We start from the raw sequence: 13,787 nt of genomic DNA on the forward strand, positions 1-13,787 counted from the left end.
ACCCCCTCTTGGCCGCCTCGCGCAACGCCTCGACCGCGAATACGAACAACGGCGCCAGCACCGCCCCGCTGCGCATCTCCTTTGCAAAGATCAAGGAGCCCCTCGAGGTTCCGAACCTTCTCGCGCTGCAGACCGAGAGCTTTGACTGGCTGCTCGGCAACGACGCGTGGAAGGCTCGCGTCGAGGAGGCTCTCGAGAACGGGCACGACGTCCCCACCAAGTCCGGTCTGGAGGAGATCTTCGAAGAGATCTCCCCGATCGAGGACTTCTCCGGGTCGATGTCGCTGACCTTCCGCGACCACCGCTTCGAGCCGCCGAAGAACTCCATCGACGAGTGCAAGGAGCGCGACTTCACGTACGCCGCCCCGCTCTTCGTCACGGCCGAGTTCACCAACAACGAGACCGGCGAGATCAAGTCCCAGACCGTCTTCATGGGCGACTTCCCGCTCATGACGAACAAGGGCACCTTCGTCATCAACGGCACCGAGCGTGTCGTGGTGTCCCAGCTGGTGCGCTCGCCCGGCGTCTACTTCGACTCCTCCATCGACAAGACGTCCGACAAGGACATCTTCTCCGCCAAGATCATCCCGTCCCGGGGCGCCTGGCTGGAGATGGAGATCGACAAGCGCGACATGGTCGGTGTCCGCATCGACCGCAAGCGCAAGCAGTCCGTCACCGTCCTCCTGAAGGCGCTCGGCTGGACCACCGAGCAGATCCTCGAGGAGTTCGGCGAGTACGAGTCCATGCGCGCCACCCTGGAGAAGGACCACACCCAGGGCCAGGACGACGCGCTGCTCGACATCTACCGCAAGCTGCGTCCGGGCGAGCCCCCCACGCGTGAGGCCGCGCAGACGCTGCTCGAGAACCTCTACTTCAACCCCAAGCGCTACGACCTGGCCAAGGTCGGCCGCTACAAGGTGAACAAGAAGCTCGGCGGCGACCAGCCGCTCGACGCCGGCGTGCTCACCACCGACGACATCATCGCCACGATCAAGTACCTGGTGAAGCTGCACGCCGGTGAGACCGAGACGGTCGGCGAGTCGGGCCGGACGATCATCGTCGAGACCGACGACATCGACCACTTCGGCAACCGCCGCATCCGCAACGTCGGCGAGCTGATCCAGAACCAGGTCCGTACGGGTCTCGCCCGTATGGAGCGCGTCGTGCGCGAGCGCATGACGACCCAGGACGTCGAGGCGATCACGCCGCAGACCCTGATCAACATCCGGCCGGTCGTCGCCTCCATCAAGGAGTTCTTCGGCACCAGCCAGCTGTCCCAGTTCATGGACCAGAACAACCCGCTGTCGGGGCTGACGCACAAGCGTCGTCTGAACGCCCTCGGCCCGGGTGGTCTCTCCCGTGAGCGGGCCGGCTTCGAGGTCCGTGACGTGCACCCCTCGCACTACGGCCGCATGTGCCCGATCGAGACGCCCGAAGGCCCGAACATCGGTCTGATCGGTTCGCTCGCCTCCTACGGGCGGATCAACCCGTTCGGCTTCATCGAGACGCCGTACCGCAAGGTCGTCGACGGCCAGGTCACCGACGAGGTGGACTACCTGACCGCCGACGAGGAGGACCGCTTCGTCATCGCGCAGGCCAACGCGCCGCTCAACGACGAGATGCGCTTCGTCGAGAACCGCATCCTGGTCCGCCGCCGCGGCGGCGAGGTCGACTACGTCCCCGGCGACGAGGTCGACTACATGGACGTCTCGCCGCGCCAGATGGTGTCGGTCGCGACCGCCATGATCCCGTTCCTCGAGCACGACGACGCCAACCGTGCCCTCATGGGCGCGAACATGATGCGTCAGGCCGTGCCGCTGATTAAGTCCGAGGCCCCGCTCGTCGGCACCGGCATGGAGTACCGCTCCGCCGTCGACGCCGGTGACGTGGTCAAGGCGGAGAAGGCGGGTGTGGTCCAGGAGGTCTCCGCGGACTACATCACCACGGCCAACGACGACGGCACGTACATCACGTACCGCCTGGCCAAGTTCTCCCGCTCCAACCAGGGCACCTCGGTCAACCAGAAGGTCATCGTCTCCGAGGGCGACCGCGTCATCGAGGGCCAGGTCCTCGCCGACGGTCCGGCCACCGAGAACGGCGAGATGGCCCTGGGCAAGAACCTGCTCGTGGCGTTCATGCCGTGGGAGGGTCACAACTACGAGGACGCGATCATCCTGTCGCAGCGCCTCGTGCAGGACGACGTCCTCTCCTCGATCCACATCGAGGAGCACGAGGTCGACGCCCGTGACACCAAGCTCGGCCCCGAGGAGATCACCCGGGACATCCCGAACGTCTCCGAGGAGGTCCTCGCCGACCTCGACGAGCGCGGCATCATCCGCATCGGCGCCGAGGTCATCGCCGGCGACATCCTCGTCGGCAAGGTGACCCCGAAGGGTGAGACCGAGCTGACCCCCGAGGAGCGCCTGCTGCGCGCGATCTTCGGTGAGAAGGCCCGTGAGGTCCGTGACACCTCGCTGAAGGTGCCGCACGGCGAGACCGGCAAGGTCATCGGCGTCCGCGTCTTCGACCGCGAGGAGGGCGACGAGCTTCCCCCCGGTGTCAACCAGCTGGTGCGCGTCTACGTCGCGCAGAAGCGCAAGATCACCGACGGTGACAAGCTCGCCGGCCGTCACGGCAACAAGGGCGTCATCTCCAAGATCCTGCCCATCGAGGACATGCCGTTCCTCGAGGACGGGACCCCGGTCGACATCATCCTCAACCCGCTGGGTGTGCCGTCCCGAATGAACCCGGGACAGGTGCTGGAGATCCACCTCGGCTGGCTCGCCAGCCAGGGCTGGGACGTCTCCGGCCTCGCCGACGAGTGGGCGCAGCGCCTGCAGGCGATCGGCGCGGACCGCGTGGAGCCCCGTACCAACGTGGCCACCCCGGTCTTCGACGGCGCCCGCGAGGACGAGCTCGCCGGTCTGCTGGAGCACACCGTCCCGAACCGCGACGGCGACCGCATGGTCCTGCCGTCCGGCAAGGCGCGGCTGTTCGACGGCCGCTCGGGTGAGCCGTTCCCGGACCCGATCTCGGTCGGCTACATGTACATCCTGAAGCTGCACCACCTGGTCGACGACAAGCTGCACGCCCGCTCGACCGGTCCGTACTCCATGATCACCCAGCAGCCGCTGGGCGGTAAGGCTCAGTTCGGTGGCCAGCGGTTCGGCGAGATGGAGGTGTGGGCACTCGAGGCGTACGGCGCCGCCTACGCGCTCCAGGAGCTGCTGACCATCAAGTCCGACGACGTCACCGGCCGCGTGAAGGTCTACGAGGCCATCGTCAAGGGCGAGAACATCCCCGAGCCCGGCATCCCCGAGTCCTTCAAGGTGCTCATCAAGGAGATGCAGTCCCTGTGCCTGAACGTGGAGGTGCTGTCCAGCGACGGTATGTCCATCGAGATGCGCGACACCGACGAGGACGTCTTCCGCGCTGCGGAGGAGCTCGGCATCGACCTGTCCCGGCGCGAGCCGAGCAGCGTCGAAGAGGTCTGACGGGAGTGGGGCGGCCCGGTGAACCCCTGGCCGCCCGCCCCAGGACCCCCGTATCAGACCCCAAGACTTACGACCCTGAGAGGGATTGACGCATAGTGCTCGACGTCAACTTCTTCGACGAGCTCCGGATCGGCCTGGCCACCGCTGACGACATCCGTCAGTGGAGCCACGGCGAGGTCAAGAAGCCCGAGACGATCAACTACCGCACGCTCAAGCCGGAAAAGGACGGGCTCTTCTGCGAGAAGATCTTCGGTCCCACCCGGGACTGGGAGTGCTACTGCGGCAAGTACAAGCGTGTCCGCTTCAAGGGCATCATCTGCGAGCGCTGCGGCGTCGAGGTCACCCGTGCCAAGGTGCGCCGTGAGCGGATGGGCCACATCGAGCTCGCCGCGCCCGTCACGCACATCTGGTACTTCAAGGGTGTCCCGAGCCGGCTGGGCTACCTGCTCGACCTGGCCCCGAAGGACCTCGAGAAGGTCATCTACTTCGCCGCGTACATGATCACGTACGTGGACGAGGAGCGCCGTACCCGCGACCTGCCGTCGCTGGAGGCCCACGTCTCCGTCGAGCGTCAGCAGATCGAGAACCGCCGGGACGCCGACCTGGAGGCCCGCGCCAAGAAGCTCGAGACCGACCTGGCCGAGCTCGAGGCCGAGGGCGCCAAGGCCGACGTGCGCCGCAAGGTGCGCGAGGGCGCCGAGCGTGAGATGAAGCAGCTGCGCGACCGTGCGCAGCGCGAGATCGACCGCCTCGACGAGGTGTGGAACCGGTTCAAGAACCTCAAGGTCCAGGACCTCGAGGGCGACGAGCTGCTCTACCGCGAGCTGCGTGACCGCTTCGGCACGTACTTCGACGGCTCGATGGGCGCCGCGGCGCTGCAGAAGCGCCTGGAGTCCTTCGACCTCGAGGAGGAGGCCGAGAAGCTCCGCGAGATCATCCGCACCGGCAAGGGCCAGAAGAAGACCCGCGCCCTGAAGCGGCTGAAGGTCGTCTCCGCGTTCCTGCAGACGTCCAACAGCCCCAAGGGCATGGTCCTGGACTGCGTCCCGGTCATCCCGCCGGACCTGCGTCCGATGGTGCAGCTGGACGGTGGCCGCTTCGCGACCTCCGACCTGAACGACCTGTACCGCCGTGTCATCAACCGCAACAACCGCCTGAAGCGGCTTCTCGACCTCGGCGCGCCCGAGATCATCGTGAACAACGAGAAGCGCATGCTCCAGGAGGCCGTGGACGCGCTGTTCGACAACGGCCGCCGTGGCCGTCCGGTCACCGGCCCGGGCAACCGTCCGCTGAAGTCCCTCAGCGACATGCTGAAGGGCAAGCAGGGCCGCTTCCGTCAGAACCTGCTCGGTAAGCGAGTCGACTACTCGGCGCGTTCCGTGATCGTCGTCGGCCCGCAGCTGAAGCTGCACCAGTGCGGTCTGCCCAAGGCCATGGCGCTGGAGCTCTTCAAGCCGTTCGTGATGAAGCGCCTGGTCGACCTGAACCACGCGCAGAACATCAAGTCGGCCAAGCGCATGGTCGAGCGCGGCCGCACGGTCGTGTACGACGTGCTGGAAGAGGTCATCGCGGAGCACCCGGTTCTGCTGAACCGTGCGCCCACGCTGCACCGCCTCGGCATCCAGGCCTTCGAGCCGCAGCTGGTCGAGGGCAAGGCCATCCAGATCCACCCGCTCGTCTGCACCGCGTTCAACGCGGACTTCGACGGTGACCAGATGGCCGTCCACCTGCCGCTCTCCGCGGAGGCGCAGGCCGAGGCCCGCATCCTGATGCTGTCCTCGAACAACATCCTCAAGCCGGCCGACGGCCGCCCGGTGACGATGCCGACCCAGGACATGGTCCTCGGTCTGTTCTTCCTCACCACCGACGGCGAGATGCGCGACCTCAAGGGCGAGGGCCGTTCCTTCGCCTCGGTCGCGGAGGCGATCATGGCCTTCGACGCGGGCGAGCTGTCGCTCCAGTCGAAGATCGACATCCGCTTCCCGGTCGGCACCATCCCGCCGCGCGGCTGGACCCCGCCGGTGAACGAGGACGGCGAGACCGAGGGCACTGCGGCCAACGGCTCGGGCGAGTGGCAGCAGGGGGACCCGTTCCGCCTGAACACCACCCTGGGCCGGGCGCTCTTCAACGAGCTGCTGCCCGAGGACTACCCGTTCGTCGACTACGAGGTCGGCAAGAAGCAGCTCTCCGAGATCGTCAACGACCTCGCCGAGCGCTACCCGAAGGTCATCGTGGCGGCGACGCTCGACAACCTGAAGGCGGCCGGCTTCTACTGGGCGACCCGTTCCGGCGTCACCGTGGCCATCTCCGACGTCGTCGTTCCCGAGGCGAAGAAGGAGATCGTCAAGGGCTACGAGGCGCAGGACGAGAAGGTCCAGAAGCAGTACGAGCGCGGTCTGATCACCAAGGACGAGCGCACGCAGGAGCTCATCAACATCTGGACCAAGGCGACCAACGAGGTCGCCGAGGCGATGAACGACAACTTCCCGAAGACCAACCCGATCTTCATGATGGTGAACTCGGGTGCACGAGGCAACATGATGCAGATGCGTCAGATCGCCGGTATGCGTGGTCTGGTGTCGAACGCGAAGAACGAGACGATCCCGCGTCCGATCAAGGCGTCGTTCCGTGAGGGCCTGTCCGTGCTGGAGTACTTCATCTCCACGCACGGCGCCCGTAAGGGTCTGGCGGACACCGCTCTGCGTACCGCCGACTCGGGTTACCTCACCCGTCGTCTGGTCGACGTCTCCCAGGACGTCATCATCCGCGAGGAGGACTGCGGCACCGACCGCGGTCTGCGCCTCAAGATCGCGAACCGCGACGCGGACGGCGTGCTGCGCAAGGCGGACGACGTCGAGACGTCCGTGTACGCGCGCTGCCTCGCCGAGGACATCGTGGTCGACGGCCAGGTGCTGGCCCCGGCCGGCACCGACCTGGGCGACGTCCTCATCGAGGAGCTCGTCTCCCGCGGCGTCGAGGAGGTCAAGACCCGCTCGGTCCTGACCTGCGAGTCCGCCGTCGGCACCTGCGCGATGTGCTACGGCCGTTCGCTGGCCACCGGCAAGCTGGTCGACATCGGTGAGGCGGTCGGCATCATCGCCGCCCAGTCCATCGGTGAGCCCGGCACCCAGCTGACGATGCGTACCTTCCACACCGGTGGTGTGGCCGGTGACGACATCACCCAGGGTCTGCCGCGTGTCGTCGAGCTCTTCGAGGCCCGTACCCCGAAGGGTGTCGCCCCGATCTCCGAGGCCTCCGGCCGCGTGCGGATCGAGGAGACGGAGAAGACGAAGAAGATCGTCGTCACCCCGGACGACGGCAGCGACGAGACGGCGTACCCGATCTCGAAGCGCGCCAAGGTCCTGGTCTCCGAGGGCGACCACGTCGAGGTGGGCCAGCAGCTCACCGTGGGTGCCACCAACCCGCACGACGTGCTGCGCATCCTGGGTCAGCGTGCCGTCCAGGTCCACCTGGTCGGCGAGGTCCAGAAGGTCTACAACTCGCAGGGCGTGTCGATCCACGACAAGCACATCGAGATCATCATCCGGCAGATGCTGCGCCGCGTGACGATCATCGAGTCCGGCGACGCCGAGCTGCTGCCCGGCGAGCTGGTCGAGCGGTCGAAGTTCGAGACCGAGAACCGTCGTGTGGTCCAGGAGGGCGGTCACCCGGCCTCCGGCCGGCCGCAGCTCATGGGTATCACCAAGGCCTCGCTGGCCACGGAGTCCTGGCTGTCGGCGGCGTCCTTCCAGGAGACGACGCGAGTCCTCACGGACGCGGCGATCAACGCCAAGTCCGACTCGCTCATCGGCCTCAAGGAGAACGTCATCATCGGTAAGCTCATCCCGGCCGGTACGGGTCTGTCCCGCTACCGCAACATCCGGGTCGAGCCGACCGAGGAGGCCAAGGCCGCGATGTACTCGGCCGTCGGCTACGACGACATCGACTACTCGCCGTTCGGCACCGGCTCCGGCCAGGCCGTTCCGCTGGAGGACTACGACTACGGTCCGTACAACCAGTAAGCGAGTCGTCTGAACCGAAGGGCGGTCACTCCGTACGGGGTGGCCGCCCTTCGGCGTGGAACCGTATGCCTGTGCGCTGCGTTCCAGTGGGTGGAACGCTCATACTGGGACTGTCCGTCCCAGCCCTGGGGAGGCAGCCGTGTCGTATCCGACTCCGTGGCAGGGTCCTCCGCCGGCGGGCTCCGGCGCCCCGTCGATGCTGGCCTCCCACGCGGACCGCGAGCGCGCGGTGGACGTGCTGCGCGCCGGGTACGGGGAGGGCCGCCTGGACCACCCGGAGTTCGAGAAGCGGGTGGCGCGCGCCTACTCGGCGCGCACGGTGGGGGAGCTGTCCCTCCTGGTGGCGGATCTGCCGCAGGGCCCGATGGCGCAGCCGATGACACCCCCCGGCCAGGTCCCGCCCACGTTCCTGCCGCCGCCTCAGGCACGCACCAACGGCAAGGCGCTGGCGTCCATGGTGTGCGGGGTGCTGTGCGTGGCCACCGCGGGCCTCACGGGGCTTCCCGCGGTGATCCTGGGGCACATGGCCCAGTCGGAGATACGCCGCACCGGAGAGGCCGGCGACGGCATGGCCCTGACGGGCCTGGTCCTGGGCTGGCTGTCGGTGGCGGGCTGGCTGGTCTTCCTGGGGCTGTTCGGGCTGCTGGCCGTGGTGGCGACGTCGGCGTGACACCCTGAAGGGGCGCGGGGAACCGCGCGATCGAGGGGGTGCTCAGAGGGTGTTGAGCCCTCCGGAAGAACCCCGAGAAGTCGGGCGTGTCGCGTCCCACTCCATTTGTTTTGACCGGAGTCCATGAGCTAGGTACGCTCAGACCTTGTGCCTGGGGTGTGCCCTGGCCTTCGTGCGTGCCATCACACCGCACCGGGGGCTGTGAAACGGCCACCGCAATTCAGCGCTTCCTTCTGCCTTGCGGTGGGAGTCCGCCGGATTCGACACACCCGACCGCGTGGGTCGGAGATGTTCCAGGTTAGCTGTACCCATCGGCACACAGAAACCGGAGAAGTAGTGCCTACGATCCAGCAGCTGGTCCGAAAGGGCCGGCAGGACAAGGTCGAGAAGAACAAGACGCCCGCACTCGAGGGTTCCCCTCAGCGCCGTGGCGTCTGCACGCGTGTGTTCACGACCACCCCGAAGAAGCCGAACTCGGCCCTGCGTAAGGTCGCGCGTGTGCGTCTGACCAGCGGGATCGAGGTCACCGCCTACATTCCGGGTGAGGGACACAACCTGCAGGAGCACTCCATCGTGCTCGTGCGCGGCGGCCGTGTGAAGGACCTGCCGGGTGTTCGCTACAAGATCATCCGCGGTTCCCTCGACACCCAGGGTGTCAAGAACCGCAAGCAGGCTCGCAGCCGTTACGGCGCCAAGAAGGAGAAGTAAGAATGCCTCGTAAGGGCCCCGCCCCGAAGCGCCCGGTCATCATCGACCCGGTTTACGGCTCCCCCCTGGTGACCTCCCTGATCAACAAGGTGCTGCTGAACGGCAAGCGCTCCACCGCCGAGCGCATCGTCTACGGCGCCATGGAGGGTCTGCGCGAGAAGACCGGCAACGACCCGGTCATCACGCTGAAGCGCGCTCTCGAGAACATCAAGCCGACCCTCGAGGTCAAGTCCCGCCGTGTCGGTGGTGCCACCTACCAGGTCCCGGTCGAGGTCAAGCCCGGCCGTGCCAACACGCTGGCGCTGCGCTGGCTGGTCGGTTACTCCCGCGCCCGTCGCGAGAAGACCATGACCGAGCGTCTGCTCAACGAGCTCCTCGACGCCAGCAACGGCCTCGGTGCCGCTGTGAAGAAGCGTGAGGACACGCACAAGATGGCCGAGTCCAACAAGGCCTTCGCGCACTACCGCTGGTAGTCGCAGACCCCATCGAGACCGAGAGAAGACTGAAGCCTTATGGCTACCACTTCGCTTGACCTGGCCAGGGTCCGCAACATCGGGATCATGGCCCACATCGACGCGGGCAAGACGACGACCACCGAGCGGATCCTGTTCTACACGGGCGTCTCCTACAAGATCGGTGAGACGCACGAGGGCTCCGCGACCATGGACTGGATGGAGCAGGAGCAGGAGCGTGGCATCACGATCACCTCTGCTGCGACCACCTGTCACTGGCCGCTTGAGAACATCGACCACACCATCAACATCATCGACACCCCGGGCCACGTCGACTTCACCGTCGAGGTGGAGCGCTCGCTGCGCGTCCTCGACGGTGCCGTCACGGTGTTCGACGGCGTGGCAGGTGTCGAGCCGCAGTCCGAGACGGTGTGGCGTCAGGCGGACCGCTACGGCGTTCCGCGTATCTGCTTCGTGAACAAGCTCGACCGCACCGGTGCGGAGTTCCACCGCTGCGTCGACATGATCTCCGACCGTCTGGGTGCGCAGCCGCTGGTCATGCAGCTGCCGATCGGTGCCGAGTCCGACTTCAAGGGCGTCGTCGACCTCGTGACGATGAAGGCCTTGGTCTGGTCTGCCGAGGCGACCAAGGGTGAGATGTACGACACCGTCGACATCCCCGACACCCACATCGAGGCTGCCGAGGAGTGGCGCGGCAAGCTGCTCGAGGCCGTCGCGGAGAACGACGAAGAGCTGATGGAGCTGTACCTCGAGGGCACCGAGCCCACCGAGGAGCAGCTGTACGCGGCGATCCGTCGCATCACCATCGCCTCCGGCAAGGGTGAGGGCACCACCGTCACCCCCGTGTTCTGCGGCACCGCGTTCAAGAACAAGGGCGTTCAGCCCCTGCTCGACGCCGTCGTGCGCTACCTGCCCTCCCCCCTGGACGTCGAGGCCATCGAGGGCCACGACCCCAAGGACGCGGAGAAGGTCGTCGTCCGCAAGCCGTCGGACGAGGAGCCCCTCGCCGCGCTCGCGTTCAAGATCATGAGCGACCCGCACCTCGGCAAGCTCACCTTCGTCCGCGTGTACTCCGGCCGTCTGGAGTCCGGCACCCAGGTGCTGAACTCCGTGAAGGGCAAGAAGGAGCGCATCGGCAAGATCTACCGCATGCACGCGAACAAGCGTGAGGAGATCGAGTCGGTGGGCGCCGGCGACATCGTCGCCGTCATGGGTCTGAAGCAGACCACCACCGGTGAGACGCTGTCCGACGACAAGAGCCCGGTCATCCTGGAGTCCATGGACTTCCCGGCCCCGGTCATCCAGGTCGCCATCGAGCCCAAGTCGAAGGGCGACCAGGAGAAGCTCGGCGTCGCGATCCAGCGGCTCGCCGAGGAGGACCCGTCGTTCCAGGTCCACTCGGACGAGGAGACCGGCCAGACCATCATCGGTGGTATGGGCGAGCTGCACCTCGAGGTGCTGGTCGACCGTATGCGCCGTGAGTTCAAGGTCGAGGCCAACGTCGGCAAGCCTCAGGTCGCGTACCGTGAGACGATCCGCAAGTCGGTCGAGAAGGTCGAGTACACCCACAAGAAGCAGACGGGTGGTACCGGCCAGTTCGCTCGCGTGATCATCGCGATCGAGCCGATCGAGGGCGGCGACGCCTCGTACGAGTTCGTCAACAAGGTGACCGGTGGCCGTGTGCCGAAGGAGTACATCCCTTCGGTGGACGCCGGTGCGCAGGAGGCCATGCAGTTCGGCATCCTCGCCGGCTACGAGATGACCGGCGTCCGCGTGACGCTGCTCGACGGCGCGTACCACGAGGTCGACTCGTCCGAGCTCGCGTTCAAGATCGCCGGCTCGCAGGCCTTCAAGGAGGCCGCGCGCAAGGCGTCCCCCGTGCTCCTTGAGCCGATGATGGCCGTCGAGGTCACCACGCCCGAGGACTACATGGGTGACGTCATCGGCGACATCAACTCCCGCCGTGGCCAGATCCAGGCCATGGAGGAGCGGGCCGGTGCCCGCGTCGTGAAGGGTCTCGTGCCCCTCTCGGAGATGTTCGGCTACGTCGGCGACCTGCGCAGCAAGACGTCCGGCCGTGCCAGCTACTCCATGCAGTTCGACTCCTACGCCGAGGTTCCGCGGAACGTCGCCGAGGAGATCATCGCGAAGGCCAAGGGCGAGTAAGGGGCTCCGTTTAACGGACTCCGTAACAACGCTTTAGGCTTGACCCCGGAGCCTGCAAGTGGTCATTCCACCGTCACCCGGTGGAATGACCCGGGCCCGGGTTTCCCAGCAAAGATCACCTGGCGCCGATGAAGTAAGGCGTACAGAACCACTCCACAGGAGGACCCCAGTGGCGAAGGCGAAGTTCGAGCGGACTAAGCCGCACGTCAACATCGGCACCATCGGTCACATCGACCACGGTAAGACGACCCTCACGGCCGCCATTACCAAGGTGCTGCACGACGCGTACCCGGACCTGAACGAGGCCTCGGCCTTCGACCAGATCGACAAGGCTCCCGAAGAGCGCCAGCGCGGTATCACCATCTCCATCGCGCACGTCGAGTACCAGACGGAGACGCGTCACTACGCCCACGTCGACTGCCCCGGTCACGCGGACTACATCAAGAACATGATCACGGGTGCGGCGCAGATGGACGGCGCCATCCTCGTGGTCGCCGCCACGGACGGCCCGATGCCGCAGACCAAGGAGCACGTGCTCCTGGCCCGCCAGGTCGGCGTTCCCTACATCGTCGTCGCCCTGAACAAGGCCGACATGGTCGACGACGAGGAGATCCTGGAGCTCGTCGAGCTCGAGGTGCGTGAGCTCCTCTCCGAGTACGAGTTCCCGGGCGACGACGTTCCCGTCGTCAAGGTCTCCGCTCTGAAGGCCCTCGAGGGCGACAAGGAGTGGGGCAACTCCGTCCTCGAGCTCATGAACGCCGTCGACACCGCGATTCCGGAGCCGGAGCGCGACGTCGACAAGCCGTTCCTCATGCCGATCGAGGACGTCTTCACGATCACCGGTCGCGGTACGGTCGTCACCGGCCGTATCGAGCGTGGTGTCCTGAAGGTCAACGAGACCGTCGACATCATCGGCATCAAGCCGGAGAAGACCACCACCACGGTCACCGGCATCGAGATGTTCCGCAAGCTGCTCGACGAGGGCCAGGCCGGTGAGAACGTCGGTCTGCTGCTCCGCGGCATCAAGCGCGAGGACGTCGAGCGCGGCCAGGTCATCATCAAGCCCGGTTCGGTCACGCCGCACACCGAGTTCGAGGCCCAGGCCTACATCCTGTCGAAGGACGAGGGTGGCCGTCACACCCCGTTCTTCAACAACTACCGCCCGCAGTTCTACTTCCGTACGACGGACGTGACCGGCGTCGTGACCCTCCCCGAGGGCACCGAGATGGTCATGCCGGGTGACAACACCGAGATGAAGGTGGAGCTCATCCAGCCCGTCGCCATGGAGGAGGGCCTGAAGTTCGCCATCCGTGAGGGTGGCCGGACCGTGGGCGCCGGCCAGGTCACCAAGATCGTCAAGTGACGTTCTGACCTGGTAGCTCCTGCTGCGAGCACCTGAAGGGGCCCGCACGACTTCGGTCGTGCGGGCCTCTTTGTTTTCTGGGTTTTTCGTAAGGCGTCAATCGAGGTTGGCGAGGCGGGTCAGCCACTCGTCGAGGAGGAGGCGCTCGGCGGGGCTCAGGGGGGTCTGGTCGTCGAGGACGGCCCGCAGGGCGCGGGCCGCTCCGGCCGGTCCTTCCTCCGCCCGCACGACCGGCTCCTTGCGGGTCACGGCCGTCACCATCGCCTCCCGGAGGGAGGCCAGCAGTGCAGGGTCGCGCTGCTCCTCGGGCAGGGACAGCCAGGTGAGCACCGCGCCGCGTCCCGTCGCGTGGATGATCTGCGCGGCCAGCTCCTCGTCGACGCGCAGCCAGCCGGCCGCGGCGAGCCGGCGCACGCGCGTCCGCAGGATCCTCAGGCCGGCCTGGAAGGCGGGGGAGTCGGAGCGGCTGGGCTCCCCGTACATGAGCGTGAAGAGGGCCGGGTGCGAGAGGCCGAACTCCACCGCCAGGTCCCAGCCGTGCCGTAGGTCCTCGATGAGGTCCGGCGGGTCGGGGTCGAGGCGCTTCTGGGCGACGAACGTGCTGAAGCCGTACTCGGCGACCGCGTCCAGCAGGCCTTCCTTGTCGCCGAACAGCCGGTAGATGGCCGGCGGCTGGAGGCCCGCCGCGTCGGCGACGGCCCGGGTGGTGACCGCGTCGCGGCCGCCTCGTGTCAGCAGGTCGATGGCCGCGTCGATGACGCGCTGCCGGGTCTGCTCCCGGCCTCCGGGGGAGGGGACGCCGCCGTCCGCGGCGTCGGGGGTCGTCGATGAGGACATGAAAACAATGGTAGCGCTCGTCCGATATCGGCGTTAGTATCGTCGATAACGGTG

General features: G+C 66.8%; 8 protein-coding genes. 7 read left to right on the forward strand and 1 reads right to left on the reverse strand.

Going from position 1 to position 13,787, the window contains the following annotated elements:
• Positions 1-8: 8 nt before the first annotated feature.
• From rpoB to tuf, 7 genes are all read left to right on the forward strand, one after another.
• Entirely contained in the window at positions 9-3,494 is a 3,486-nt protein-coding gene (gene rpoB, locus AY578_RS19550; protein WP_019525218.1) for a DNA-directed RNA polymerase subunit beta, read from the forward strand.
• Between the two features lie 95 nt (positions 3,495-3,589).
• Positions 3,590-7,516 carry a DNA-directed RNA polymerase subunit beta' gene (locus AY578_RS19555; protein ID WP_019525217.1) on the forward strand — a complete coding sequence of 1,309 codons (3,927 nt, stop codon included), beginning with the start codon at positions 3,590-3,592 and terminating at the stop codon, positions 7,514-7,516.
• A 139-nt stretch (positions 7,517-7,655) separates the two neighbouring features.
• Positions 7,656-8,186 carry a DUF1707 and DUF4190 domain-containing protein gene (locus tag AY578_RS19560; RefSeq protein ID WP_136238173.1) on the forward strand — a complete coding sequence of 177 codons (531 nt, stop codon included), beginning with the start codon at positions 7,656-7,658 and terminating at the stop codon, positions 8,184-8,186.
• Positions 8,187-8,522: 336 nt separating this feature from the next.
• A complete protein-coding gene (gene rpsL, locus AY578_RS19565; RefSeq protein WP_003948652.1) occupies positions 8,523-8,894 on the forward strand; it encodes a 30S ribosomal protein S12 in 372 nt (123 codons plus the stop codon).
• A 2-nt stretch (positions 8,895-8,896) separates the two neighbouring features.
• Positions 8,897-9,367, forward strand: coding sequence for a 30S ribosomal protein S7 (gene rpsG / locus AY578_RS19570; protein WP_003998848.1), 471 nt, complete (start codon positions 8,897-8,899; stop codon positions 9,365-9,367).
• Between the two features lie 39 nt (positions 9,368-9,406).
• The gene (gene fusA / locus AY578_RS19575) at positions 9,407-11,533 is read left to right on the forward strand and encodes an elongation factor G (RefSeq protein WP_137209052.1); all 2,127 of its coding nucleotides are present in this window, start codon (positions 9,407-9,409) and stop codon (positions 11,531-11,533) included.
• Positions 11,534-11,702: 169 nt separating this feature from the next.
• Positions 11,703-12,896: an elongation factor Tu gene (gene tuf, locus AY578_RS19580; protein WP_019525214.1), complete on the forward strand. Its 1,194-nt coding sequence runs from the start codon at positions 11,703-11,705 to the stop codon at positions 12,894-12,896.
• Positions 12,897-12,992: 96 nt separating this feature from the next.
• Here the strand turns inward: tuf and AY578_RS19585 are convergent, their stop codons facing one another.
• Positions 12,993-13,733: a TetR/AcrR family transcriptional regulator gene (locus AY578_RS19585; RefSeq protein ID WP_019525213.1), complete on the reverse strand. Its 741-nt coding sequence runs from the start codon at positions 13,731-13,733 to the stop codon at positions 12,993-12,995.
• Positions 13,734-13,787: the final 54 nt, after the last annotated feature.

Source organism: Streptomyces thermocarboxydus (genome assembly GCF_024760485.1).
Lineage (GTDB): Bacteria > Actinomycetota > Actinomycetes > Streptomycetales > Streptomycetaceae > Streptomyces > Streptomyces cellulosae.